The sequence below is a fragment of the Pseudarthrobacter sp. CCNWLW207 genome, assembly GCF_037203945.1.
GTDB lineage: Bacteria > Actinomycetota > Actinomycetes > Actinomycetales > Micrococcaceae > Arthrobacter.
Genome location: NZ_JBBCBS010000001.1, coordinates 33,361 through 58,021 on the forward strand (window position 1 = coordinate 33,361; position 24,661 = coordinate 58,021).

Sequence of the window (24,661 nt, forward strand, 5' to 3'; positions counted from 1 at the left end):
ACCATCAGGTTCAGAGGAAGATGTCAGGAACCAACCGGTCTTCGTCTGCGCCCAGGCTGTAGGGCCGGAAGTCCGTCACCCCGGCTGCGGCGAGCACCTGCTCGTCAGTGTAGAAGTTGCCGGTGGATGGCCCCCCGGCAGCCAGGACGCCGCCGGTTAGGACGGCGTGCGCGGCGTCGGCCATGATCTGGGGGCCCCTGGCGGCCTGGACCATGCTGGACCCGCCGGGCATGTTGCGGATAGCAGCGGTATCAATCAGGGTGCACGGCCAAAGGGAGTTGACGTTGATCCCGTCCGCCTTGAGTTCCTCCGCCAGCCCCAGAGTGGTCAGGCTCATGCCATATTTGGCCATGGTGTAGGCCAGGTGTTTCCCGGCCCACTTCGGGTCCAGGTTCAGCGGCGGGGATAGCGTCAGGATCTGACCGGCCTCCGACTTCCGCAGGGCCGGAAGCGCCAGCTTGGACAGCAGGAAGGTGCCCCTGACGTTAATGTCCTGCATGAGGTCGTAGCGCTTCATGTCCACTTCGTCAGTCCGGGACAGGTCAATGGCTGAGGCGTTGTTGATGACGGCGTCGATGCCCCCGAACATTTCCACTGCTGCTGCAACGGCGCCGGCAACGTCGTCGTCGTTGCGCACATCACCCACCAGAGGCAATGCCTGGCCGCCCGCTGCCTCGATCTGTTCCGCGGCGGTATAAACGGTCCCTGCCAGCTTCGCGTGCGGCTTGCCGGTCTTGGCCATCAGTACAATATTGGCGCCGTCCTGCGCGGCCCGGGTAGCTATGGCCAGCCCGATCCCGCGGCTGCCTCCCGAGATCAGCAGGGTCCGGCCCTGTAGGGAACCGGCGGCCTGGTACGGCACTGCAGCGGCACCCGAAGCATCATTGCTCGAAGTCATGGCTCCACTGTAACCCACGTATGTTACTGGCGAGTAACAAGCGTGTCGGCGTCACTCGAGCGCAGAAAATTGTAGGTTTTCTACAGCGGTCCCGACGAATAGCGTCACTAGACTAGCCAGCAGGGTCCTATTTTTGTGCGGAAGCTACTTAATGCGCCGCAGCATCCCAGGACCAGCCACCATCAGCTACAGAGCCGGAGACACTTCATGAGCCACGATCTGACAACGACAGCGGGAAAGATCGCCGACTTCCGCGACCGCCAGGCCCGTGCAGAACAGCCCTCCGGCCCCGAAGCCATAGAGAAGCAGCACGCCCGCGGCAAGAACACCGCGCGCGAACGGATTGAACTGCTCGTCGATGAGGGATCGTTCATCGAATTCGATGCGCTCGCCGTGCACCGCTCCACTGCTTTTGGCATGGAAAAGAAGAAGCCGCTCGGTGACGGCCTGGTATCCGGGTACGGCACCGTCGATGGCCGCCCCGTGGCCGTCTATAGCCAGGACTTCTCCGTCTACGGCGGATCCCTCAGCCAGGTCAACGGCGAGAAGATTGTCAAGGTCCAGGAGTTCGCGCTGCGCAACGGCTGCCCCGTAGTGGGAATCCTCGACGGCGGCGGCGCCCGCATCCAGGAAGGTGTCGCGTCGCTTGCCATGTTCGCGGACATCTTCCGCAACAACGTCCATGCCTCCGGCGTGGTCCCGCAGATCTCCCTCATCATGGGCCCCTCCGCCGGCGGAGCGGCCTACTCCCCGGCACTGACCGACTACGTGGTCATGGTGGACAAGACCTCCCACATGTTCATCACCGGCCCCGACGTCATCAAGACCGTCACCGGCGAGGACGTGGATATGGAAACCCTGGGCGGTGCCCGGCAGCACAACGCCACCACGGGAACCTCCACGTACCTGGCCTCCGACGAAGCAGATGCCATCGAATTCGTCCGCGAGCTCCTGGACTTCCTGCCGTCAAACAACCTGTCGGAGGCCCCGGTCCTGGAGCACCAGCAGGAGCTGGATGTCGACGACGACGACCTCGCCCTGGATGCGCTCATCCCCGATTCCGCGAACCAGCCCTACGACATGCGCACCGTCATCGAGCAGATCGTTGACGACGCACATTTCCTCGAGATGCAGGCGCTCTACGCCCCCAATGTGATGATCGGTTACGGCCGCGTCGAAGGGCACACTGTGGGGATCGTGGCCAACCAGCCCCTGCAGTTCGCCGGCACGCTGGACATCGCGGCATCTGAGAAGGCTGCCCGCTTTGTCCGCCACTGTGACGCCTTCAACATCCCCATCATCACGCTGGTTGACGTTCCGGGTTTCCTTCCCGGGAAGGACCAGGAATTCCAAGGCATCATCCGCCGCGGCGCCAAGCTCCTCTACGCCTACGCCGAGGCCACCGTCCCCAAGCTGACCGTCATTACGCGCAAAGCGTACGGCGGCGCGTACATCGTGATGGGTTCCAAGAAGCTTGGGGCAGACCTCAACCTGGCCTGGCCGACCGCCCAGATCGGCGTCATGGGAGCCCAGGGTGCCGTCAACATCCTTTACCGCCGCGATCTCGCTTCCGTTGCCGAGGCCGGCGGAGACGTTGAAGCCCGGCGCGCCGAGGTCATCCGCCAGTACGAGGAGGAGCTCCTGAACCCTTACCAGGCCGCGGAGCTTGGGTACGTGGACGCGGTCATCGCGCCGTCCGAAACCCGGCCGCAGATCATCAGGGGCCTGCGGGCGCTCCGCGACAAACGTGCCAGCCTGCCCACCAAAAAGCACGGGAACATCCCGCTGTGACCGCGGACAGCCCGGTTGCAGAGACGCCGGACGCCCTGATTTCCGTGGTGAAGGGCCAACCGTCGGCCGAGGAGCTCGCCGCGCTGACCGCCGTCGTGCTTTCCCTCCAAAGCCAGGAGACCGCTGAGGTCCGCAGACCCACCGTCCGGCATTGGGTGCGCCGGCAGCAGCTGCGGCTGGCACCCACACCCGGCCCGGGCGCCTGGAAGCGGAGCCGCGGCTAACATTCCCTAACCGCCAGGGGCACCGTTAGTCTCGTGGAGTGACTACTGAAACCGCGCCCGCCGCCCGTCCACGCACAGCCATCGACGCCGTAGCGGATGAGTACACCGACACGCTCATCCGATTGAATCCGTCCTTCGCCACCACCCTGGGCCTGCCGGGACACGAGACGGAATACCAGGACTACTCCCCCGCCGGCATTGCGGAGTTTGCCGCCGAAGCGAGGAAGACGCTCGACGCTCTGGAAGGGCTGGAAGCCCAGGACGACGTGGACGCCGTAACGCTGGATGCCATGCGCGAGCGGCTGGGACTGCAGCTGGAAATCCGTGAGTCAGGCTGGGACGAAGCCGAACTGAACAACATTGCCTCCCCGGCGCAGGACATCCGCGCCATCTTCGACCTCATGCCCACGGCCACTGCGCAGGACTGGGAGCACATCGCGGGCCGTGCCCTGAACGTTCCCGATGCCATCGACGGCTACATCGCTTCCCTCCGCCAGGCCCGTGATGCAGGGAGGGTTTCGGCGCAACGCCAGGTCAGCATCGTCATCGAGCAAACCACGAAGTACGCCGCCGAGGACGGCTTCTTTGCCAAGTTGGCTGCGGAGGCCAAGATTGCCGACGGGCCGCTGGAGGCGGCAGTGCAGGAAAGGCTCGACGCCGGTGCTGCCGCAGCCCGCAGCGCCTATAGCCGCCTCGCCGAATTCCTCCGCACGGAGTTGCTTCCCTCAGCCCCGCAGAAGGATGCCGTGGGAAGGGAACGCTACGCGCTGGCCTCGCGTTCCTTCCTGGGCGCCACCGTTGACCTTGAAGAAACGTACGCCTGGGGCGTCCAGGAACTGGACCGCCTGATTGCCGAGCAGGAACAAGTGGCCGAAACCATCAAGGCCGCGGCCAGCATCGCCGAAGCCAAGGAAATCCTCAACAACGATCCCGCGCGCCAAATCAAAGGCACCGATGCCCTGAAGGCCTGGATGCAGGAACTCTCCGACAAGGCCATCAAGGACCTGGCCGGTGTGCACTTCGAGATCCCGGACGTGATGAAGAAGCTTGAGTGCCTCATCGCCCCGACCGACGAAGGTGGCATTTACTACACCGGACCGTCCGATGACTTCAGCCGCCCCGGCCGGATGTGGTGGTCCGTACCGGCAGGTGAAGACACTTTCACCACCTGGGCGGAGACCACCACTGTCTTCCACGAAGGAGTCCCGGGCCACCACCTGCAGGTGGCCACCGCAACCTACCGCCGCGAGCTCCTGAACAACTGGCGCCGCAACGTGTGCTGGACGTCCGGCCACGGTGAAGGCTGGGCGCTGTATGCAGAGAAGCTCATGCAGGAACTCGGCTACCTGTCCGATCCCGGTGACCACATGGGCATGCTGGACATGCAGCGGATGCGCGCCGCCCGGGTGGTCTTCGACATCGGCGTCCACCTGGAGCTCGCCGTTCCGGAGCGGTGGGGTACCGGCACCTGGACCCCGGAGGCGGGCTACGACTTCCTGAAGAAAAACCTGCCCATCAGCGAGGGGCAACTGAAGTTTGAATTTACCCGCTACCTCGGCTGGCCGGGCCAGGCTCCCTCCTACAAGGTGGGGCAGCGGCTGTGGGAACAGATCCGCGCGGAACTCGAAGCACGGCCAGGCTTTGACCTGAAAGAATTCCATACGCGGGCGCTGAACGTAGGCTCTGTGGGACTCGATACCCTCCGGCGGGCGCTGCTCTCCTAAGCCCGGGCGTGAAATTGAACCTCACCTTCCAGCGGCTTAAGCTCGCTCCGATGGCGAGACTTTTGCCACACTCTGGACGGGAATAACTTCATAATTACCTGATGTGACGCCGGATTTCAGGGGATTTTATCCGCTGGAGGGTGAAGTGGCGGCGTAATATTTCTCAACATCCGTTCGTCGTGCTATGTGGGACCGGCCTAGCGTATTCGGGTGAGCACTCAAACCCGCACCCCCGAATCCACAGGAAAGACCGGCTTCCAGCTGCCCAAATGGGCTGGCTCGTTCGGCTTCCAGATCATCGCCGCCCTTATCGTGGGCCTGGGCCTCGGCCTGCTGGCCAAGTACACCGGCAGCACCAAAACCAGCCCCAACGGCCTGGGCGCCACGCTGCAGACCATCGGCTCCAGCTATGTTTCCCTGCTGCAGACGGCAGTGGTGCCGCTGATCTTCACGGCCGTGGTCAGCTCCATCTCCAACCTCCGCCAGGTCTCTAACGCCGCCAAGCTGGCATGGAACACCCTGCTGTGGTTTGCCATCACATCACTGATCGCGGTGCTGATCGGCATCGGCCTGGGCGTCCTGCTGCAGCCCGGTGCCAACACCGGCATCACCGAGGAAGCCAAGTACAGCGGTAAGTCCGGTGACTGGTGGTCCTTCCTGGTGGGCCTGTTCCCGAAGAACTTCCTGGGCCTGGGTGCGAGCTCCACCGTTGCGGAATCAGGTGCGGTCACCACCGCCGTCAGCTTCAACGTCCTGCAGATCCTGGTGATCGCCATCGCCGTCGGCGTTGCTGCCCTGAAGGTAGGCAAAGCCGCCGAGCCGTTCCTCAACCTCAATGCCTCAGCCCTGGCAGTCATTCAGAAGGTGCTGTGGTGGATCATCCGCATCGCGCCGCTGGGCACCGTAGGCCTGATCGGCAACGCCGTGGCCGTGTACGGCTGGGACACCATCGGCTCACTGGGCAAGTTCACGTTCGCCATCTACGTTGGCCTGGCCCTCGTACTGTTCGTGGTCTACCCGGTGCTGGTCCGCGCGCACGGCCTCTCCATCAAGCAGTACTTCTCCGGAGTGTGGCCTGCCGTCCAGTTGGCTTTCGTGTCCCGTTCCTCGGTGGGCACGCTGCCACTGACCCAGCGCGTCACCGAACGCAGCCTGGGCGTGCCCCGGGCGTACGCTTCCTTCGCCGTACCCCTCGGCGCCACTACCAAAATGGACGGTTGCGCCGCTATCTATCCGGCCATCTCCGCGATCTTCGTGGCCCAGTTCTTCGGCGTCCAGCTGGACTTCAGCCAATACCTGCTGATCGCACTCGTCTCCGTACTTGGTTCAGCTGCAACAGCGGGCACCACCGGCGCCGTGGTGATGCTCACCCTGACGCTGTCCACGCTGGGACTGCCTTTGGCCGGCGTCGGACTTCTCCTGGCCATCGACCCGATCCTGGACATGGGCCGCACGGCGGTTAACGTTGCGGGCCAGGCACTGGTCCCCACCATTGTGGCCAAGCGCCAGGGCATCCTGGATGAAGCCCTCTACAACGCGCCGCGCAACGGCACCCCGTTTATTGATGACGACGCCGAGCCCGCCGCAGATCCGTCCGCGTCGGACACGGGAGCTTCTTCCGGTGCAACAGGGCGGGAACTGGCCGACGCCAAGGCGTAACGATGCACCAGTCATAGCCTGAAGAGGAAGTCCCCGGGATTCTCCCGGGGACTTCCCCCGTTAAGGCCCGGGGACTCCGGTTCCTAGCGGCCGCCTCCTCCGATCACACCTTTCTCCACGGCTTTGGTGACCGCATCGGCCTCTTCCTGAGTCAGGATGCCGTCCGAAACGGCTTTGTCCAGCCTGGTCTTGAGCGCAGCGGCCTTCTCGGCCCGGGCCTCGGTGCGCAGCTCCTCAAGGGCGGCGGTGACCTTGGCCTCCTCAATCCCCAAAGATTCCGCCAGGGACTTTGCGAGCGCCGCCTCCCGGGCCGCTGCGTCCGGTTTTTCGCCGTCAGCCGGGGGCGAGGTGGGTTTGTTGGCTTCGCGGAAAGCCTGCAGCGCTTCGGTGACTTTGGCTTCCTCGACGCCGAGTTTTTCCGCGAGCGCGGAGGCCTGCGCTACTCCGCGCTCGCCTCCGCGGCCGCCGTGCCGCCCTTTACCATCCATGGGCGACGTGCTGTCCGGTGAGGCGCTGGAACTGGCGCTGGGCGTAGGTGTGGGCGTGGTAGTTGCCGACGCCATGCCGGCAACACCGATTCCGGCTCCGACGGCAAGGGCCGTGGCCGAAAGGCCAAGGGCAATTCTCTTTCTGCGTGACATTGACTGTCTCCTGGATCTGCCGTCCGGTGACGGCTCCTTGTGATGTGTCTCCTGCGAGATAATCCCAGTGTCCGGCGCAAGGTTCGGATGCAGCTGTCGGGAACCTATCAATCTGCTGTGAAAGGTCCCCCGACGCCCGGCCGGAATTGAGTAGGCTCGGCAGCATGCTGATCGTGACAACCAATGACATTCCGGGCCACAGGATCGATGCCGTGTTCGGCGAGGTGATGGGGCTGACCGTCCGCTCCCGGGACATCGGCTCGCAAATGCTGGCCGGCCTCCGTTCCCTCGGCGGCGGCGAACTGCCCGAAATGACGCGGGCATTGTACGAAAGCCGTCAGGAGGTCATGGCGCGAATGGTGGCGGAGGCCCAGCAGCGCGGCGCCAACGCCATTGTGGCCATGCGCTTTGACACCTCCGAGATGGGCACGAACTGGACTGAAGTCTGCGCGTATGGAACCGCCGTCTTTGCGATCCCGCTCGCGGAGGGCCAGCAGGGGGCTACTGGCCAGTCCATCCAGCTCACGAAGACCGGCTAGCGCTCAGCGGGTCTCCGCCAAACCAACAACTTGCGCAGAGTGCAAACTTGCACATAGTGTAATCACGTGAGCCATTCTTCCCTGACTGATGGGCCAGCGCCCGCGCCCTCCCGCCGCGAACAGAACAAGGCCGCCACCCGCCAGGCCATCACCGATGCCGCATTGAAACTGCTTCGGAGCCGCGGGCCGGGCAACTTCACGGTTGAGGACATCGCCGAGGCCGCTGGAATATCGCGGCGCACCTTCTTCAACTACTTCAGCAGCACCGAGGCGGCCCTGGCTTCGGTGACCAACGGTTTCCTGGACCACGCCCTCCAGCAGTTCCGGCTGCGCCCCGCCGGGGAGCCCATTCTCGAGTCTGCCCGCGTAGCGCTCATGCAGCTGGCCGACCCCATGACTGTCGCCCCCATGGCAGAGCTTTTCACCCTGACTCAGCAGAACTCCTTGCTGGTCCGCTCCGAGCTTGAGGCCTGGGATCACTGCACAGAGCAGATCATCACCGCTGCCAAGGAACGGGTGGCCAAGACGCCCGGGGCGGCCATCGACGAACTCTACCTCCGGGCCCTCGCCGGCTCCGTCATCTCCTGCGGCAAGGCTGCGATGGACGTCTGGTTCGCCCAGTGCGGCGCTGATCTGTCCCCAGCCTCCCTTTCCGTTCTCCGCCAACTGCTCATCGATGCCATCGGCCACCTTGGCGCAGGCTTCGACAACCAGGCACGCTCTTCCTCCCCCACCCTCCTCAAAGATCGGCTCTGACATGGCCTTGTTGCTCTACCGGCTCGGCAAGTTCTCCTACCGTCACCGCTGGCTGGTCATCTCGCTCTGGCTCGCGGTCCTGGTGGCAGTCGGCGGGTCCGCCGCTGCGTTCCACGGCACCCTATCCAACAACTTCCAGATCCCAGGTACCGAAACCCAGCGGATCGCCGATAAGCTCCGACAGGACCTGCCGTCGGCATCAGGCGGCTCAGCCAGCATTGTTTTCGAAGCACCCGCGGGCGGCTTCACGGCCGAGAGCCGCGCCGCTGTGACGGAAGCGCTGAAAAAGCTTGAAACACTGCCTGATGTCAAAGCCACAGTGGACCCGTTCGCTACCCAGGACCAGGTGGACCAGGCAGCAGCGGCCATCACAGCGGGTGAGCAACAGGTCGCCGAGGGCCAGGCCCGCCTGGACGCCTCCCGCAGCCAGCTGGAAGCGGGCAAGGCGCAGCTTGCCGCAGCGGAGGAGCAACTCACGGCAGCGGGGGCACCGGCCCCCGTGATCGAGGCTCAACTGGGACAGCAGAAAGCTGCAATGGCACAAGGCCAGGCCCAGCTCGACGCCGGCACGCAGGAGCTTGCTGCCGCCAAGGCCAAGCTGGACCTTGGCAAGCGCCAGGCGGAGGCCTCCGCTGGCCTCCGCTTTGTGTCTTCTGACGGCCAGGCCGCTGTGGCCCAGGTCCAGTTCAATTCCTCCATCAACGGCCTGACCCCGGCCGTGCGCCAGCAGGTCCAGGACATCGCCCACGAGACCTCTGCCGCCGGCGTCACCGCGTTGGCCAGCAAGGAAATCACCGAGGATATCTCGGAACTCTTCGGCGCCGCCGAAATTATTGGCGTCGCCGTGGCCGCGCTCGTCCTGGTCCTGATGCTGGGCACCCTCATCGCCGCCGGCCTTCCACTGCTGATGGCCATCATCGGGGTGGGCGTCGGCGTCGGCATCACGTTTGCCCTGTCCGGAATGTTCGAGATGAGCTCCATCTCCCCCATGCTCGCGCTGATGCTGGGGCTGGCCGTCGGCATCGATTACTCCCTGTTCATCGTCAACCGCCACCGAACCCAGCTCCGGTCCGGGATGGAGCCCGAAGAGTCCGTGGCCCGTGCCACCGGAACCTCAGGCAATGCCGTCCTCTTCGCCGGCCTCACCGTGATCATCGCCCTGGCCGCCCTGGTGGTTCCCGGGCTCCCCTTCCTGAGCGTGATGGGCCTGGCAGCGGCCGGCACTGTTGCGGTAGCCGTCCTCGTGGCCCTCACCCTGACCCCGGCAATGCTTTCGCTGATTGGCCGGCGCATCATCTCCAAGCGGGCATGGGCAAAAGCCGACGCCCACAACGCGGAGGCAGGCCATGAACTGGCAGACAAAGCCAGGGACGAGCAAAAGAGCACCCGTGGCTGGGGCGGACTCGTCACCAGGCATCCCGTGGTGGCACTGGTGGCTGGCGTGCTCCTGCTCGGTGCCCTGGCGCTGCCCGCCACCCAACTGCAACTCGCCCTGCCGGACGGCGGGTCCGAGCCGGTCGACTCCGAGGCCTACCGCGCCTATGACCTGACGGCACGCAGTTTTGGTGAAGGTGTCACTGGACCCATTGTGGTGGTGGGCGAATTCCCGGCGGGCCTGGACGAAACCCAAGCCCAGTCCCTGCAATACGACGTCGCTGACCTGATCCGCGGAGTGGACAACGTTGTGGCAGCCGTTCCGGTGGCGCTCAGCGAGGACCGCCGGACCGCCGTCTTCCAGGTCATTCCGGAAGAGGGTCCTGCCAAAGCGGGCACCGTTCAGGTAGTGAGCGAACTGCGGGAACGGGGTGAGGAGATCAAGTCTGAAACGGGGGTCACCATCGGCCTCACGGGGCAAACCGCCGGCAACATCGACGTCTCCACCAAACTCGGTGAAGCGCTGCCGCCATACCTGGCCATCGTCGTCGGGCTTTCCCTGATCCTCCTGCTGCTGGTATTCCGCTCCATCGTGGTTCCCCTCCTCGCCACCGGCGGGTTCCTGCTCTCCCTGGCCGCCGCCTTCGGCCTGGTGGTCGCGGTGTACCAGTGGGGGTGGCTGGGAAGCGTGTTCGACGTCGCCAACCCCGGTGCCGTGCTCAGTTTCCTGCCCATCATCCTCATCGGCGTACTGTTCGGCCTGGCCATGGACTACCAGGTGTTCATCGCCTCCGGCATGCGCGAGGCCTATATGCACGGTGCCTCTGCCAAGCACGCCGTCCGGATCGGGTTCAGCCACGCCGCAGCCGTGGTCACCGCCGCAGCAATCATCATGGTCAGCGTCTTCGCAGGCTTCATCTTCAGCCACCTGACCATGGTCCGGCCGCTGGGCTTCGCGATGGCCTTCGGCGTGCTGCTGGATGCCTTTGTGGTGCGCATGACCATCGTCCCGGCGGTGATGTACCTGCTGGGCGAAAAAACCTGGTGGCTGCCGGGATGGCTCGAGCGGATCCTGCCGGACGTGGACGTGGAGGGCGCCAAGCTGGAACGCCTGGAAAGCGGCCCGGCCAGGGCCGGCCAGCCTGTCCATTAGGCTGAAATGGTGACCCGCCTCATTCTTGCTTCCCAGTCCCCCGCCCGCACCAAACTCCTCGCCGAGGCAGGCATCCAGCACACGGTGCTGGTGTCCGACGTGGACGAGGACGCAGTCCAGGCCCGCTACGGCGTCACGGATCCGCACGATACCGCCCTGCTGCTGGCGCGGGCCAAGGCAGAGGCCGTGGCCGCGCTGCCTGAAGCGGACGGCACGCTGGTACTGGGCTGCGACTCCGTCTTCGAGTTCGACGGCGAGGCGCACGGCAAGCCGTACACCGCCGGCGTCGCCCGCGAGCGGATGCTCCGGATGAGCGGAAACAGTGGGGTGCTGCACACGGGGCACTGGCTGGTGGACTGCCGGGACACCGCCCCCGACGACGGCACAACAGACCCCGGATCCGGCGCCACCCTCGGAGCGGTCGCGTCAGCCGAAGTCCACTTCATGGAGATGGAGCCGGAGGAGATTGACGCCTACATCGCCACCGGGGAGCCGCTGCACTGCGCCGGCTCGTTCACCATCGATGGCCTGGGCGGGGCGTTCATCCGGAAGGTGGACGGAGACCCGCACGCCGTCGTCGGGCTGTCCGTTTCCACCCTCCGGAACCTCCTGGCACAGGCCAACGTGCGCATCACGGAGCTTTGGCCAACGGAATAAAGGGACCCAATTTGCCGGAGAGTTGTAGCTTCCCTACAAAGCTCTGCCCGTTTACGCGCGGATTCCGCAAGTAATATCGGCGGACCCCACAAAATCGCGCTAGGCTCCCTGAAGGAAAGAAGGAGACGCCTTGTCAGCAAAGTTGGAGCAGTCCGCAAGTCCCGTGCAGTCGAACCTCACTAAGGTGCTGATCGCCAACCGTGGCGAAATAGCCGTGCGGATCATTCGCGCAGCACGAGATGAAGGCATCGCCTCTGTGGCTGTCTATGCCGATCCTGACCGGGATGCCCTGCACGTGCGGCTTGCCGATGAGGCCTACTCGCTCGGTGGAAACACCGCCGCCGAGTCCTACCTGGTGATGGACAAGATCATTGACGTCGCCCGCCAGTCCGGCGCGGACGCCATCCACCCCGGCTATGGCTTCCTCGCGGAGAACGCCCAGTTCGCCGCGAAGGTCATCGAAGCCGGCATCACCTGGATTGGCCCTTCCCCGGACGCCATCTCCGCCTTGGGTGACAAGGTGCAGGCCCGCCACATCGCTGAAAAGGTCGGCGCACCCCAGGTGCCCGGCACCGCTGATCCGGTGGAATCGGCCGAGGAAATCCTTGAATTCGTTGACAAGTTCGGCCTGCCGGTCGCCATCAAGGCCGCTTTCGGCGGCGGCGGCAGGGGCATCAAGGTGGCCCGCACCCGCGAGGAAATCCCCGAACTGTTCGAATCCGCCGTGCGGGAGGCCACTGCCGCCTTTGGCCGTGGTGAGTGCTTCATCGAACGGTTCCTGGACGCCCCGCGCCACGTCGAGACGCAGTGCCTGGCGGATGCCCACGGCAACGTCGTTGTGGTGTCCACCCGCGACTGCTCGCTGCAGCGCCGCAACCAGAAACTCGTGGAAGAAGCCCCGGCCCCGTTCCTCACCGAGGAGCAGAACCGCAGGCTCTATGAATCTTCCAAGGCGATCCTGAAGGAAGCCGGTTACCTCGGCGCTGGTACCTGCGAATTCCTGGTGGGCCAGGATGGCACCATCTCCTTCCTTGAGGTCAACACCCGTCTCCAGGTCGAGCACTGCGTTTCCGAGGAAGTCACCGGAATCGACCTCGTCCGCGAACAGTTCCGGCTGGCACGCGGGGAGGAACTTGGCTACGGGGATCCCGAAGTGCGCGGGCACTCGATCGAATTCCGCATCACCGGCGAGGATCCGGGCCGCAACTTCATGCCGGCGCCCGGCACCATCACCACCCTGAAGAATCCCACGGGCCCCGGCATCCGCATTGACTCCGGTGTTGAGCAGGGCGACGTCATCAGCGGCAACTTCGACTCGATGTTGTCCAAGCTGATCGTCACCGGAGCCACCCGCACCCAGGCGCTGCAGCGTTCCCGGCGTGCTCTTGAGGAGATGGTGGTCGAAGGGATTCCCACCGTTATCCCCTTCGACCTGGCCGTGGTCACCAACCCGGATTTCGCCCCGGCGGAAGGCCCCTTCAAGGTCCACACGCGCTGGATCGAGACCGACTTCGTCAGTGAAATCCCGGCATGGACGCCTACCGGCACCGAGGCCCAGGCCGACGACGCCGGCGAACGCCAGCGCGTGGTGGTTGAAGTAGGCGGCAAGCGCCTCGAGGTAGTGCTTCCCGCCTCCCTCGGCTCCCTCGGATCCGGCTCTGCCGGAGCCAAGCCCGCGAAGTCCAAAAAGCGTTCCCGTTCAGGCGGTGCGGCGGCCGCTGCTTCGGGCAACGGACTTGCCTCCCCCATGCAGGGCACCATCGTCAAGGTGGCAGTCAGCAACGGCGACATCGTGGCTGAAGGCGACCTGGTTGTTGTGCTTGAGGCGATGAAGATGGAGCAGCCGCTTACCGCGCACCGCTCCGGAACCATCACAGGACTCAGCGCCACAGCAGGCGAGACGGTGTCGGCTGGTGCCGTCATCGCCACGATCGAAGACTAGTCACCGCCGGAGGCGCACCCATGCTTGCACCGAGTTTTGAAGAAGAAGTAGACCGCTACCACCTCGCGGTTCCGGAAATCACGCGGGGAAACGCCGGGCCCGTCAAGGATCTCTACTCGCGGTTGGAGGACGTGACGCTGGCCAACCCGTTCGGCGGCATTGCCCGCGGCTGGGCCCAGGTGGAAGCGCGGCTGGACCAGGCCTCCCGGCAATTCCAGGACGGCGAGATGCTGGGGTTCGACACCATTACGTCCTACACCGCCCGCGACACCGCCTTCCTCGTGGAGACAGAACACTTCCGGGCCCGCTTGGACGGCGCCGCCGTCGCGGAGGAGTTCGCGCTCCGGGTGACCAGCGTCTTCCGCCGGGAAGAAGGCTACTGGAAGCTCGTCCACCGGCACGCCGACCCTGCCGCCCGGCCACAGTCCCGCCGATCACTGGCCCAGCCGGCGGACCGGACTGCCGGGCACTGACGGCGGGCACTGACGGCGGCGCGCCCCTCTGGATTCCGGCAGGTGCCACGGGCACACTTAGCGTGTGAAGCCTTTCCTGCTGCTTGCCTCCCGGGCCGAAGACGCTGCTGCGGACAACGAATATGCGGCGTACCTGAGGTACGGCGGGCTGGCTCCCGGGCAGCTGCGGCGGATCAGGCTGGAGGCGGCACCCCTGCCGGAACTGGACCTGGCGGACTACTCCGCGGTAATCGTCGGCGGGAGTCCGTTCACGTCCAGCGATCCCAGTGAGCACAAAAGCGCCACGCAACACCGCGTGGAGCGGGAGCTGGCGGGATTGCTGGACCGGATAGTGGAACAGGATTTCCCGTTCCTCGGTGCCTGTTACGGCGTCGGGACGCTGGGGAGACACCAGGGCGCCGTGATCGACAGGACCTTCGGCGAACCCCTCGGCGCGGTGGAAATAGAACTCACCGATGCGGGGCTGGCTGATCCTCTCCTTCGCGGAATGCCCGCCCGGTTTATCGCCTTCACCGGGCACAAGGAGGCCTGTTCCTCGCTGCCCGCCCACGCCGTCCTGCTGGCTTCTTCCCAGGCCTGCCCGGTGCACATGTTCCGGATCAAGGAAAACCTCTACGCCACGCAGTTCCACCCCGAGCTGGACGCCGAGGGCCTGGTCACCCGGATCGACATTTACCGCCACGCCGGATACTTCCCGCCCGAGTCGGCTGAGGAACTGATGGCCAACGCCCGCCGTTTTACGGCGACCGAACCCATGAACATCCTGAAGAACTTCGTGGCCCGTTACGGTAACTGACAGCGGCAACCGGACTTCCGCCGTCGTTCCTGCCCAGTTGCACTGTTCCGGGACACAGAAATGCCCGGCGTGCTCCCAGCAAAAGCAAGGAGCACGCCGGGCATTTACGGCGCCAAGCGGGCTGGAAGTCAGGCCACGTTGTTCTCGTAGTCCAGGTCCCGGGTTTCCCGGCTTACGAACAGCGCGATGAGCGTCAGCACTGCCATGGAGGTCAGGTAGACACCCACCAGCACGGGGCTGCCGTCCGCCTGCTCCCAGAGTGCGACGGCGATGAAGGGAGCCACCGCCGCACCCAGGATGCTGGAGACGTTGTAGCTGACGGCCGAGCCGGTGTAGCGAACGTTCGTGGGGAACAGTTCCGGCAGCAAGGCACCCATGGGACCGAAGGTCAGCCCCATCAGGGAGAAGCCGATGACCAGCAAGGCCATGGTGCCCACAAACCCGCCGCTGAAGAGCGGGACGAACAGGAGCCCGAAGACGAAGATTCCACCGGTCACGGCAAGCAGCATCTTGCGCCGGCCGTATTTTTCTGCCAGCGGGCCGGAGACCAAGGTGAAGATACCGAAGAACACGACGCCGGCGATCAGCATCCAGAGGAAGTCGTTGCGGGTGTAGCCCAGGCCCGGGACGAAGGCAGCTGCTGCGGCTTCCGTCATGGGCTTGCCGGCCTTCTCGGCGGCGGCCTTGGCGGCGTCAAGCGTGGCCGGACGTGTGCCGTAGGTCAGGGTGAAGGTGGTCATCAGGTAGAACAGCACGTACGTGGCGAGCATGATGAACGTGCCGAGGATCAGCGGACGCCAGCTGGTCTTGAAGACGCGGCCGATCGGCAGCTTGGCTACCTCGTTGGATTCGATCACCTTGGTGAAGGCGGGAGTTTCGATCAGCTTGAGGCGGACGTAGAGGCCGATGATGACCATAACGGCGCTCAGCAGGAAGGGCACACGCCAGCCCCAGGCCAGGAAGTCGGCAGGCGTCAGGGCGTAGCTGAAGACGAGGAAGATCACATTGGCGATGATGAAGCCGATGGGCGCGCCCAGCTGCGGGAACGTGCCGTAGATGGCGCGCTTGTTGGCGGGGGCATTTTCCGTGGCAAGCAGTGCCGCGCCGCTCCATTCGCCGCCGAGGGCAAGGCCCTGGGCAAAGCGCATGACCACGAGGAGGGCCGGGGCCCAGAATCCCCAGCCCGGAACGAGCGCCGTCGGCAGGCAGCCGATCAGGAACGTGGCGATGCCCATGGTCAGCAAGGACGCGACCAGCGTGCCCTTGCGGCCAAACTTGTCGCCGAAGTGGCCAAAAACGACCGATCCCAGCGGGCGGGCGATGAACGCGACGCCGAATACTGCGAACGAGCTCAGAAGCTGCGTTGTTTCGTTCTGGTTGGGGAAGAACAGCGCGGGGAATACGAGTACCGCGGCGGTGGCGTAAACGTAGAAGTCGTAGAACTCAACGGTGGTGCCGATCAGGCTGGCTACGATCACCCGACCGCGCGAGTTCACCGCCTTGGCAGATTCGGGACCCATCGAGGTTTCAGTTGATGACATGTATGAACACTTTCGTCAGAACCGGCCGGACGTGGGGAGAGGCCCGGCGTGCAGTAGTTAGAGTTCAATATTAGTTCCGCTCGTCCAGTCAATGGACAAAAGGTCCAGTATGCGGACACTTGGAAAGTGTCTCATTTTTCCGGGCCTCACGCCCCCTAAAGCGGCCAGATAGGCAAATGTCACAGCGCGTTAACAAACGGCGACCGTCCATGAAACGAGCCGTCTCTACCTTGGAAGGACAACATCCCCCAAGAGGAGGTACACCGTGACTGTTGATCGCAGCGCAGATGCCGGCACCGGCAATTCCGTAGATGTAGACACCAACCCGTTGCACGAAGGCGTGTCTTCATCCGCCAGCGCACAGCCCGGCTCCACCCGTACTACTGACGCACCCGCCCTTGAATACCGCCCCGGCCGCTGGATCGCCAACTGGAACGCCGAGAACAAGGAGCAGTGGGAGTCCGGTGGCCGCGCCATCGCCCGCAGGAACCTGAACTGGTCCATCTTCGCTGAATTCCTCGGTTTTGTCGTCTGGCAACTCTGGTCCATCGTGGTGGTCCAGCTCCCCGCAGCAGGGTTCACCTTCACCACGTCGGAAATCTTCTGGCTCATTTCGATGCCCAGCCTGGTAGGCGCCACGCTCCGCATCCCCTACACCTTTATGGTCCCCCGCTTCGGCGGCCGGAACTGGACCATCGTGTCCGCCCTTCTCCTCCTCATTCCCGCCATCGGCTTGGGACTCTGCGTCTCCAACCCCGAAACCCCGTTCGGCGTCATGCTCCTCGTGGCAGCACTCGCCGGCTTCGGCGGCGGCAACTTCGCCAGCTCCATGGCCAACATCACGTTCTTCTACCCGGCCCGTGAAAAGGGCTGGGCACTGGGCCTGAACGCTGCCGGCGGCAACATGGGTGCCGCCGTCGCACAGCTCGCCGTCCCGATCGCGATCACCCTGCTCGCCGTGGGCAGCGTGAACCTGCCGATGGCCGGCTGGATGTGGGTCCCGTTCATCCTGATCGCCGCGTTCGGCGCCTGGAAGTACATGGACAACCTCACCAGCGCCAAGGGAGACGTGGCCGGCTCGGTCGCAGCGCTCAAGGAACCGCACCTGTGGATCATGGCACTGCTGTACATCGGCACCTTCGGTTCCTTCATCGGCTTCGCCGGTGTGTTCCCGAAGCTCATCAAGGACTACTTCCCGGCTTTCTCCTCCATCGGAGTCGGCACCGTGGCGCTCTCCCTGGCCTTCCTTGGCCCGCTGGTCGGTTCCCTCGCCCGCCCCTACGGCGGACGCATGGCTGACCGCATGGGCGGCGCCCGGATGACCGTGGCCGCTTTCGCCTCCATGGCAGCGATCACCCTCACCATGATCTGGACCCTTCCCCTGAAGAACTTCTGGCTCTTCCTGGTCCTGTTCCTGATGCTCTTCACCGCCAGCGGATTCGGAAACGGTGCAACCTACCGGATGATCCCCATCATCTTCGCCACCTCCAGCAGGGCCGCGAAGGCAGGAGCCAGTACCGTGGAGACGCAGCGCCTGGCATCCTCTGCCCTCGGCCTGATCTCGGCCATCGGCGCTTACGGCGGGTTCGTTATCCCGCAGGTACTGAACGCCTCCAACTCCGCCAGCGGTTCCTACACGCCCGCCTTCTACGGTTTCGTCGGGGCCTACGCTGTGATGCTGGTTGTCTGCTGGGCCTTCTACATCCGCAACGCCAACCGAAATGCGATGGGACACGTCTAACATGACCAAAAGCGCCGACACGCACTGCCCTTACTGCGCCCTGCAGTGCGCCATGACGCTCAAGTCTCCAGCGGAACTGACCCCGGCTTCCGAGCCGGGGTCAGTCCCCGTGCCCGCCCAGGCCGCTGCCGCGGCTGCTGCGACAGCTCCTGTGCTGGAAGTCAGCGGGCGGGATTTCCCCACCAATCGGGGAGGCCTGTGCCGCAAGGGCTGGACCTCCGCCACGCTCCTGAACCACCCCGGACGCGTTACCGAACCGCTCCTCAAGGGCGACGACGGGATCCACCGTCCCATCGGCTGGGACCAGGCACTGCGCCTGGTGACCACGGCCGTGAAGGAAACCCAAGCCCGCTACGGGAAGGACGCCGTCGGCGTCTTCGGTGGCGGCGGCCTTACCAATGAGAAGGCCTACATGCTGGGCAAGTTTGCCCGCCTGGCCCTTGGCACCTCCCGCATCGACTACAACGGCCGTTTCTGCATGTCCTCCGCCGCGGCCGCAGGGATGCGTGCCTTCGGCGTCGACCGCGGACTCCCGTTCCCGCTCGAAGACCTGGACAACGCCAGCACCATCATGATGCTGGGCTCCAACGTTGCCGAAACAATGCCGCCGTTCGTCCAGCACCTCAAGGGCGTCCGCGACGCCGGCGGGCTGGTCATCGTTGACCCCCGCCGTTCCGCGACGGCTAAATTCACGGCCGACGGCGGTGGCCTTCACCTGCAGCCCCTGCCGGGCACCGACCTGACCCTCCTGCTGGGGCTCTCGCACGTGGTCATCCACGAGGGCCTGGCCGACGCCGCCTTCATCGCGGAGCGCACCTCCGGCTACGACGCCGTGGTCCGCAGCGTCAACGCATACTGGCCCGAACGCGTCCAGTCGATCACCGGCGTCCCGGCGGAGCTCATCCGCGAAACCGCCCGCAGGCTCGCCGATGGCGCCCGCAAGGGCGGCAGCTACATCCTCACCGGCCGCGGCGTGGAACAGCACGTGGACGGCACCGACACCGCCACCGCCGCGATCAACCTAAGCCTTCTCCTGGGCCTGCCCGGATCGCTCCGCAGCGGCTACGGCACCCTCACCGGCCAGGGCAACGGCCAGGGCGGCAGGGAACACGGCCAGAAGGCCGACCAGCTCCCCGGCTACCGGAAGATCACCGACCCCGCAGCCCGCGCCCACGTGGCCGGCGTCTGGGGTGTCCCGGAAGAGACCATTCCCGGGCCCGGCCTCCCCGCCGTCCAGCTGCTCAAGTCACTTGGACAGCCCGACGGCGTCCGCTGCCTTTTGGTGCACGCCTCCAACATCGCTGTCGCCTCCCCTGATGCGAACTCGGTCATCGCAGGGCTGCGCAGCCTGGATTTCCTGGTGGTCTGCGACTTCTTTATGTCCGAGACCGCAGCCGAGGCCGACCTCATCCTGCCGGTCCTGCAGTGGGCCGAGGAGGAAGGCACTCTGACCAACCTCGAAGGACGCGTGCTCCGCCGCCGCCGCGCCCTGCAGCCGCCCGCCGGTGCCCGCAGCGAACTCTGGATCATGGCGCGCCTGGCGGAAGCCCTTGAGGCTCCCTCCACCTACAGCGAGGACCCCGAGACGGTGTTCGAGGAGCTCCGGTTGGCTTCCGCCGGCGGCCTTGCCGACTACTCCGGCATCGACTACGCAATGCTGGACCGCGGCGAAGCCGCCTACTGGCCATACCCCGCAGGCAGCACCGGCACGCCACGGCTCTTCCTTGACGCTTTCGCGCACCCGGACGGCAAGGCGGTCATGACCCCGGTGGCGCCCCGCCGTCGTCGTACCCCCGTTCCCCCCACGGGGGACGGCAGAGACCCGGCAGCCAAAACCATGACCCTCATCACCGGGCGCCTCCTGGAGCACTACCAGTCCGGGGCCCAGACCCGCAGGGTATCGGAACTGCTGGCGAGCCAGCCGGAGGCGAAAGTGCAGATCCATCCTGCCGCCGCCGCTTCAATGGGCATCGCCGAGGGGTCCTTCGTGTCGGTAGCCAACGAACGCGGCCAAGTGGTTTGCCGGGCCGAACTCAGTACGGCGATCCGCCCCGAAACAGTGTTCCTGCCGTTCCACTTCCCCGAGCTCGAAAGCGCCAACCGGCTGACGGAAGCCGCCACGGACCCCATCTCCGGGATGCCCGAATTCAAGTTCAACAAGGTCTGGGTCCGGCTGGCCGCCGACCAGGCCGCGAACCAGCCCCAGAACAATGTTCTGCAGACGACGGAGGCCTCATGAGTGAGCAGATTGTCATTGTCGGTTTTGGCCCGGTGGCCGCTCGCCTGATCGATGAACTGATGCCGGCGGTCCGCGACGGACATGTCAGCCTGACCGTAGTGGGCGAGGAAACCGAAGCAGCCTACAACCGCGTCCTGGTCGCTGACCTCGGGGTCGGACGCACCACCGCCGATGCGTTGGCGCTCTCGGACGCGCAGGCCTTGGCCGCCGAGGGAGTGGACGTCCGCCTCGGCGTGCGGGTCCGCCGCGTTGACCGCGCCCGGCAGCAGGTAATCCTCACTAACGGCAGCGCCATCCACTACGAGCGCTTGGTCTTCGCCACCGGCTCGCGTCCTGTCATTCCCAACCTCATTGGTATCAACCCGGACCCCACCTCCCCCGTGCTCCCGGCCGGGGTTACGGCACTACGGGACCTGCGGGATGCCGAAGTGCTTCGCCAGGCGGTGGACGGCGGCAAGCGCGTAGTGGTGCTGGGCGGCGGTGTACTGGGCCTTGAAACAGCCCTGGCAGCAGCCGAGGAAGGCGCCACCGTGACTGTGGTGCACAACGGACCGCATCCCCTGGGACGAAACATCGACCGTGGCGGCGGAGCGGTCCTCGCGGCCAGCCTTCGCCAGTGCGGTGTCCGGATGGCCGGCAATGCCCGGTCCACGGGTGTGGAGCACAACGCTCCCGACGGCGGCTTCTCGGCACTGCTGCTGGACGACGGTTCCGCGATCGACGGCGACCTCCTGGTCATCTCGTGCGGCGTGCGGCCCCGGACAGAACTTGCCGAAGGCTGCGGCCTGTCCACCGGAACCGGAATCCTGGTGGACCACCGGCTCCGCGCCCACCACGAGCCCCACATCTTTGCGATCGGCGACTGCGCCGAAGTCCGTTGCCCCGATCCCACCTGCGCCGAATGCCGCACTGCCAAGGGCCCGTCCGGCCTGGTAGGCCCGGGCTGGCGGCAGGCGGAATGGCTGGCCGAATACCTCACCCTGCTGGCCACTGGCACGCAGGAAGTGGCTGACGGGCTGCAGGAGCTGCCCCAGGAACTGGCCGGCGTCGTGGTCCTCAAGGCCCGCGGCATGAATATGGCCGTGGCGGGCAACAACAGTGCTGAACCGTGGGACGAGGAAGCCCTCACCGCCGGAGCGGTGAACGGCCGAGCGCGCCTGCAGATCGCTCAGTGGGCGGATCCCGAGCACGGCCGCTACGTCAAGATGACCACCCGCGGCGGGGTGCTGGAAGGCCTTGTGGCGGTCGGCATGCCGCGGACCGCCGCTGAGCTGGTGGGGCTGTTCGAGCGCGGCTCCGAGCTGCCGGCGGACCGTTCACTGCTGCTGCGCCTGGACGGACCTGACCAGCTGGCCGCGACCGGCCCGGCGGATCCGGCGGGCACCGTATGCCGTTGCGCCGGAGTCAGCGGGGCCAAGATCCAGGGTGCCGTGGAGGACGGCTGCTCAACTGTGGCCGAAGTGTCCAAGGCAACGAGGGCCGGGACCGGCTGCGGCGGCTGCCACGAGGACATCAAGGGGCTCATCGAAAAACACTTCCAGGCGGCTCCCGCCGCCTGAAATAATCGGTGGTCTGCCCAGTTGAGAGTCGGCCTGCGGCTTTCCACATGCTTGGATGCAGGTTCTTCCATCGTCTTTAGAACGACACTAGGATCGTCTCCGTGGGCCACATCCGGCCCGTAGGTAGCAGACCCTGCGCTGGGCAGTGTCATGGTTTGCACCAATCTGCAGCGTCTGCCACCAAGAAGAGTCATCACTTCGAGGAACTGAGGTAACGCAATGCATAAGAAATCACTGCTTGGTGCTGCGGTCTGTACGTTGGCGTTGGTGGGGCTGAGCGCCGGTCCCGTTTCTGCTGCACGACCGGATGATGCTCCCCGCGGCCAGGTGGAAATGGGCCCAGACCACGCCAATTCAATCTGCTCGTTCTCCGGACTGAACGACGAGCCGGACGATCCCATTGAAGGCGGACAGGTCCAGTCCTACGGCCAGATTATTAAGCTGCCCGACTTTGACCCTGCATTCTTCAAGTCCATCCATGAACACCCTGGCATGGCGTGCAATGGCCATCTCATGCCTTACCCGGAAGCCTTCGAGCCGCCAGCCCCGTAATTGGCCGACAGCCCGCAAGACAACAGGTTGGCCCCGGTAGCGGGGCCAACCGCAGTCTAAGGCACGTGCTACGCCGGGGCTTTAGGAATCATGATCCACAAGGCGATGTAGACCAGCTCGCCGATCCCCACGAGGCCAAAGATCACAAAGCCGAGCCTCACCAGGAACTTGGGAAGCCCGAACCGGGCTGCCAAGGCAGCGCAGACGCCGCCGATGATTTTCCCGCTGCGCGGCCGTACCAAAGCTGTAGTCATGCCGCCACGCTACCGCGATCCCCGTACTCCCACCAGCCCTGGTGCGGTCCGCTGCGGCGTCTTTTGGGTCACGATGTTCCGTTGACTTCGGGGCTGTGGGGGCATACGTTTCGATCAGGATGCGCCTTCAGCATCTGTGATCCGAATGAGCCCGGGGGGACCCCTAACATCGCGGTACACATCCCTTGGAGCAGGATATGAAATTCACTTCGCGCCTGACGGTCATGGTGGTGGCCCTTCTGATGGCGCTTTTCGGACTCACCGCCGCCCCCGCCAGCGCCGCCCCCAAACCTGTCTCCCTGACACAGGTTTCGGCCACGCTGGAGAACAACATTGTCAGCGTCGAACTAACGGTGAGGTGTGACCCTGACAAGACCTACATGTTCCAGATATTCCAGGTCTTCCAAGGTGAAACGGTCGGATTCAACGATGAACCAATCTTCCTCCCCGCACCCTGTGGCACCCGCGAAACACAATTCGTTTCGGGGATGACCGGCCTGTTCACCACCGGGAAGGCCCAGTTGCGGGCGATCATCTACCTTTGCGAGGCAGGCGAAACCGATCCCACAGCCTGTCCCACGGTGGAGATATGGAAGGATGTCAGGTTGCGGGCCTGAATTGCCCCCAGCCCACAACAGGCAGGCGTCCCTACATGTGGACGTGCAGGCGCCGCGCTGCTTCCGAAATCGATCCGCTGAGTGACGGGTACACCGTAAACGTGCTGGCGACGTCGTCGACGTGGAGCTTCTGCTTCACCGCGATGGAGATGGCGAAGATCAGTTCGGACGCGTTCGGTCCCACCACAACGCCACCGATCACGGTCCCGGAGCCCTTGCGCGCGAAGATCTTGACGAAGCCGTCCTTGTGGTTGCGCATCTTGGCCCGGGCGTTGCTCTTGAGCGACAGTTTGACGATGTCGCCTTGGTATTTGCCGGACTGGATTTCGTCCTCGGAAACGCCCACCGAGGCGATCTCCGGCGATGTAAAGATGTTGGACGCCACCTGGTGCAGCTTGATCGGCGTCACGCTGTCGCCGAGGAAATGGGCGATCGCGATCCTGCCCTGCATCGCGGCCACGGAGGCCAGCGCCAGGACGCCGGTGCAGTCGCCCGCGGCGTAGATGTTCGGAGCAGTGGTGCGGGAAACGCCGTCGACCTTGATGTGGCCGCTTTCGGTGAGCGCCACGCCGGCTTCTTCGAGGCCGATACCGGCGGTGTTGGGAATCGAGCCAACACAGACGAGGCAGTGGCTGCCGGTGACCTTGGAGCCATCACCCAGGGTGACCACCACACCGTCGTCGGTCCGTTCCACGCTCTCTGCGCGCGCACGGGACAGGACCCGGACGCCGCGGCGCTCGAAGACTTCCTCCAGCACCTCGGCGGCGTCGGTGTCGGAACCCGGAAGTACGCGGTCGCGGCTGGAAATGAGGGTGACCTTGGAACCAAGGCCGTTGTAGGCGGAGGCGAATTCAGCACCAGTCACGCCGGAGCCCACTACGATGAGTTCCTCCGGAAGCTCATCGAGGTTATAGATCTGGGCCCAGTTCAGGATGCGTTCCCCGTCCGGCCGGGCAGTGGGCAGTTCCCGGGGATGCGCTCCCACGGTCAGCAGAATGGTGTCCGCTTCCACAATTTCGGTGCCGTCCGCGGTCAGGACTTCAATCGTGTGGTTGTCCACGAGCTTGCCGGAGCCCAGCAGGATGCGGACGTTCTGGTGTTCCAGTCCGGACGAGATGTCCCGGGACTGCTGGCGGGCGAGGCCCAGCAGGCGGTCGTTGATGTGCTTGAGGTCCGCCCGCATCACCGGCACAAAATCGCCGCCATCGACGTCGAACTTCACTCCCAGCTCCCCCGCCTCGCCGACGCGGGTCATCAGGTCAGCGGTGGCGATCAGCGTCTTGGAAGGCACGACGTCGGTGAGCACCGCAGAGCCGCCCAGGCCGGCGCGTTCGATGATGGTGACCTGCGCGCCCAGCGAGGCAGCCACCATAGCGGCTTCGTATCCGCCCGGGCCACCTCCTAGGATTGCGATCCGGGGTGAGCTGAAATCAGGGTGCGTAGTCACAAACAACCATTCTCGCGCATGCGGCCCCGCACCACCAATAATCAGGCTTGCCCATGGTGCGGATCACGGGCAGTCGTGATGCTG

At 65.1% G+C, this 24,661-nt stretch carries 21 protein-coding genes; 16 read left to right on the plus strand and 5 right to left on the minus strand.

What is annotated here, in order from left to right; all coding sequences use genetic code 11:
* Positions 1 to 10: 10 nt before the first annotated feature.
* Positions 11 to 898 (minus strand): SDR family oxidoreductase, encoded by an 888-nt coding sequence (locus tag V9L17_RS00085; RefSeq protein WP_337349994.1) that lies wholly within the window; start codon positions 896 to 898, stop codon positions 11 to 13.
* Between the two features lie 207 nt (positions 899 to 1,105).
* Here V9L17_RS00085 and V9L17_RS00090 point away from each other — a divergent pair, with 207 nt between their 5' ends.
* The 4 genes from V9L17_RS00090 (at position 1,106) to V9L17_RS00105 (ending at position 6,296) form a co-directional block, all read left to right on the plus strand.
* Positions 1,106 to 2,689 (plus strand): acyl-CoA carboxylase subunit beta, encoded by a 1,584-nt coding sequence (locus V9L17_RS00090; RefSeq protein ID WP_337346547.1) that lies wholly within the window; start codon positions 1,106 to 1,108, stop codon positions 2,687 to 2,689.
* A complete protein-coding gene (locus V9L17_RS00095) occupies positions 2,686 to 2,913 on the plus strand; it encodes an acyl-CoA carboxylase subunit epsilon (protein WP_337349995.1) in 228 nt (75 codons plus the stop codon). Before V9L17_RS00090 ends, V9L17_RS00095 begins: the two co-directional genes overlap by 4 nt.
* Before the next feature lie 38 nt (positions 2,914 to 2,951).
* Complete coding sequence (locus V9L17_RS00100) at positions 2,952 to 4,637, plus strand: DUF885 domain-containing protein (RefSeq protein ID WP_337349996.1); 1,686 nt, start codon at positions 2,952 to 2,954, stop codon at positions 4,635 to 4,637.
* A 210-nt stretch (positions 4,638 to 4,847) separates the two neighbouring features.
* Complete coding sequence (locus V9L17_RS00105; RefSeq protein WP_337349997.1) at positions 4,848 to 6,296, plus strand: dicarboxylate/amino acid:cation symporter; 1,449 nt, start codon at positions 4,848 to 4,850, stop codon at positions 6,294 to 6,296.
* An 83-nt stretch (positions 6,297 to 6,379) separates the two neighbouring features.
* Here V9L17_RS00105 and V9L17_RS00110 read toward each other — a convergent pair whose 3' ends face one another.
* Positions 6,380 to 6,937 carry a hypothetical protein gene (locus V9L17_RS00110; protein ID WP_337349998.1) on the minus strand — a complete coding sequence of 186 codons (558 nt, stop codon included), beginning with the start codon at positions 6,935 to 6,937 and terminating at the stop codon, positions 6,380 to 6,382.
* 164 nt (positions 6,938 to 7,101) lie between these two features.
* Here V9L17_RS00110 and V9L17_RS00115 point away from each other — a divergent pair, with 164 nt between their 5' ends.
* The 7 genes from V9L17_RS00115 to V9L17_RS00145 all read left to right on the plus strand — a co-directional run bounded on the left by V9L17_RS00115 (position 7,102) and on the right by V9L17_RS00145 (position 14,627).
* Positions 7,102 to 7,476, plus strand: coding sequence for a YbjQ family protein (locus tag V9L17_RS00115; RefSeq protein WP_337349999.1), 375 nt, complete (start codon positions 7,102 to 7,104; stop codon positions 7,474 to 7,476).
* A 66-nt stretch (positions 7,477 to 7,542) separates the two neighbouring features.
* Positions 7,543 to 8,232, plus strand: coding sequence for a TetR/AcrR family transcriptional regulator (locus tag V9L17_RS00120; RefSeq protein WP_337346553.1), 690 nt, complete (start codon positions 7,543 to 7,545; stop codon positions 8,230 to 8,232).
* 1 nt (position 8,233) lies between these two features.
* Positions 8,234 to 10,759, plus strand: a complete 2,526-nt coding sequence (locus tag V9L17_RS00125) for an MMPL family transporter (protein ID WP_337350000.1) — start codon at positions 8,234 to 8,236, stop codon at positions 10,757 to 10,759.
* Between the two features lie 9 nt (positions 10,760 to 10,768).
* Positions 10,769 to 11,416, plus strand: coding sequence for a Maf family protein (locus tag V9L17_RS00130; RefSeq protein WP_337346555.1), 648 nt, complete (start codon positions 10,769 to 10,771; stop codon positions 11,414 to 11,416).
* Between the two features lie 130 nt (positions 11,417 to 11,546).
* Entirely contained in the window at positions 11,547 to 13,358 is a 1,812-nt protein-coding gene (locus tag V9L17_RS00135) for an acetyl/propionyl/methylcrotonyl-CoA carboxylase subunit alpha (protein WP_337350001.1), read from the plus strand.
* Between the two features lie 20 nt (positions 13,359 to 13,378).
* Positions 13,379 to 13,831 carry a YybH family protein gene (locus V9L17_RS00140; protein WP_337346557.1) on the plus strand — a complete coding sequence of 151 codons (453 nt, stop codon included), beginning with the start codon at positions 13,379 to 13,381 and terminating at the stop codon, positions 13,829 to 13,831.
* Between the two features lie 64 nt (positions 13,832 to 13,895).
* Positions 13,896 to 14,627, plus strand: a complete 732-nt coding sequence (locus V9L17_RS00145) for a glutamine amidotransferase (RefSeq protein ID WP_337350002.1) — start codon at positions 13,896 to 13,898, stop codon at positions 14,625 to 14,627.
* 128 nt (positions 14,628 to 14,755) lie between these two features.
* On the opposite strand, the gene V9L17_RS00150 is transcribed toward V9L17_RS00145, so the two are convergent.
* On the minus strand, positions 14,756 to 16,168 hold the full coding sequence (locus tag V9L17_RS00150) for an MFS transporter (RefSeq protein WP_337346559.1): 1,413 nt from the start codon (positions 16,166 to 16,168) through the stop codon (positions 14,756 to 14,758).
* Between the two features lie 265 nt (positions 16,169 to 16,433).
* Between V9L17_RS00150 and V9L17_RS00155 the strand changes: the two genes are divergently transcribed.
* From V9L17_RS00155 to V9L17_RS00170, 4 genes are all read left to right on the plus strand, one after another.
* The gene (locus V9L17_RS00155) at positions 16,434 to 17,909 is read left to right on the plus strand and encodes an MFS transporter (protein WP_337346560.1); all 1,476 of its coding nucleotides are present in this window, start codon (positions 16,434 to 16,436) and stop codon (positions 17,907 to 17,909) included.
* 1 nt (position 17,910) lies between these two features.
* Positions 17,911 to 20,148, plus strand: a complete 2,238-nt coding sequence (locus V9L17_RS00160) for a molybdopterin oxidoreductase family protein (RefSeq protein WP_337350003.1) — start codon at positions 17,911 to 17,913, stop codon at positions 20,146 to 20,148.
* Positions 20,145 to 21,707, plus strand: coding sequence for an FAD-dependent oxidoreductase (locus V9L17_RS00165; protein ID WP_337350004.1), 1,563 nt, complete (start codon positions 20,145 to 20,147; stop codon positions 21,705 to 21,707). The genes V9L17_RS00160 and V9L17_RS00165 overlap by 4 nt, the downstream gene beginning before the upstream one ends.
* A 219-nt stretch (positions 21,708 to 21,926) precedes the next feature.
* Positions 21,927 to 22,259 (plus strand): hypothetical protein, encoded by a 333-nt coding sequence (locus tag V9L17_RS00170; protein ID WP_337350005.1) that lies wholly within the window; start codon positions 21,927 to 21,929, stop codon positions 22,257 to 22,259.
* A gap of 68 nt (positions 22,260 to 22,327) precedes the next feature.
* On the opposite strand, the gene V9L17_RS00175 is transcribed toward V9L17_RS00170, so the two are convergent.
* A complete protein-coding gene (locus V9L17_RS00175) occupies positions 22,328 to 22,513 on the minus strand; it encodes a PspC domain-containing protein (protein WP_267278308.1) in 186 nt (61 codons plus the stop codon).
* 197 nt (positions 22,514 to 22,710) lie between these two features.
* On the opposite strand from V9L17_RS00175, the gene V9L17_RS00180 reads away from it, so the two are divergent.
* Positions 22,711 to 23,130, plus strand: a complete 420-nt coding sequence (locus V9L17_RS00180; RefSeq protein ID WP_337350006.1) for a hypothetical protein — start codon at positions 22,711 to 22,713, stop codon at positions 23,128 to 23,130.
* 31 nt (positions 23,131 to 23,161) lie between these two features.
* Here V9L17_RS00180 and V9L17_RS00185 read toward each other — a convergent pair whose 3' ends face one another.
* Positions 23,162 to 24,577 carry an NAD(P)H-quinone dehydrogenase gene (locus V9L17_RS00185; RefSeq protein WP_337346565.1) on the minus strand — a complete coding sequence of 472 codons (1,416 nt, stop codon included), beginning with the start codon at positions 24,575 to 24,577 and terminating at the stop codon, positions 23,162 to 23,164.
* Positions 24,578 to 24,661: the final 84 nt, after the last annotated feature.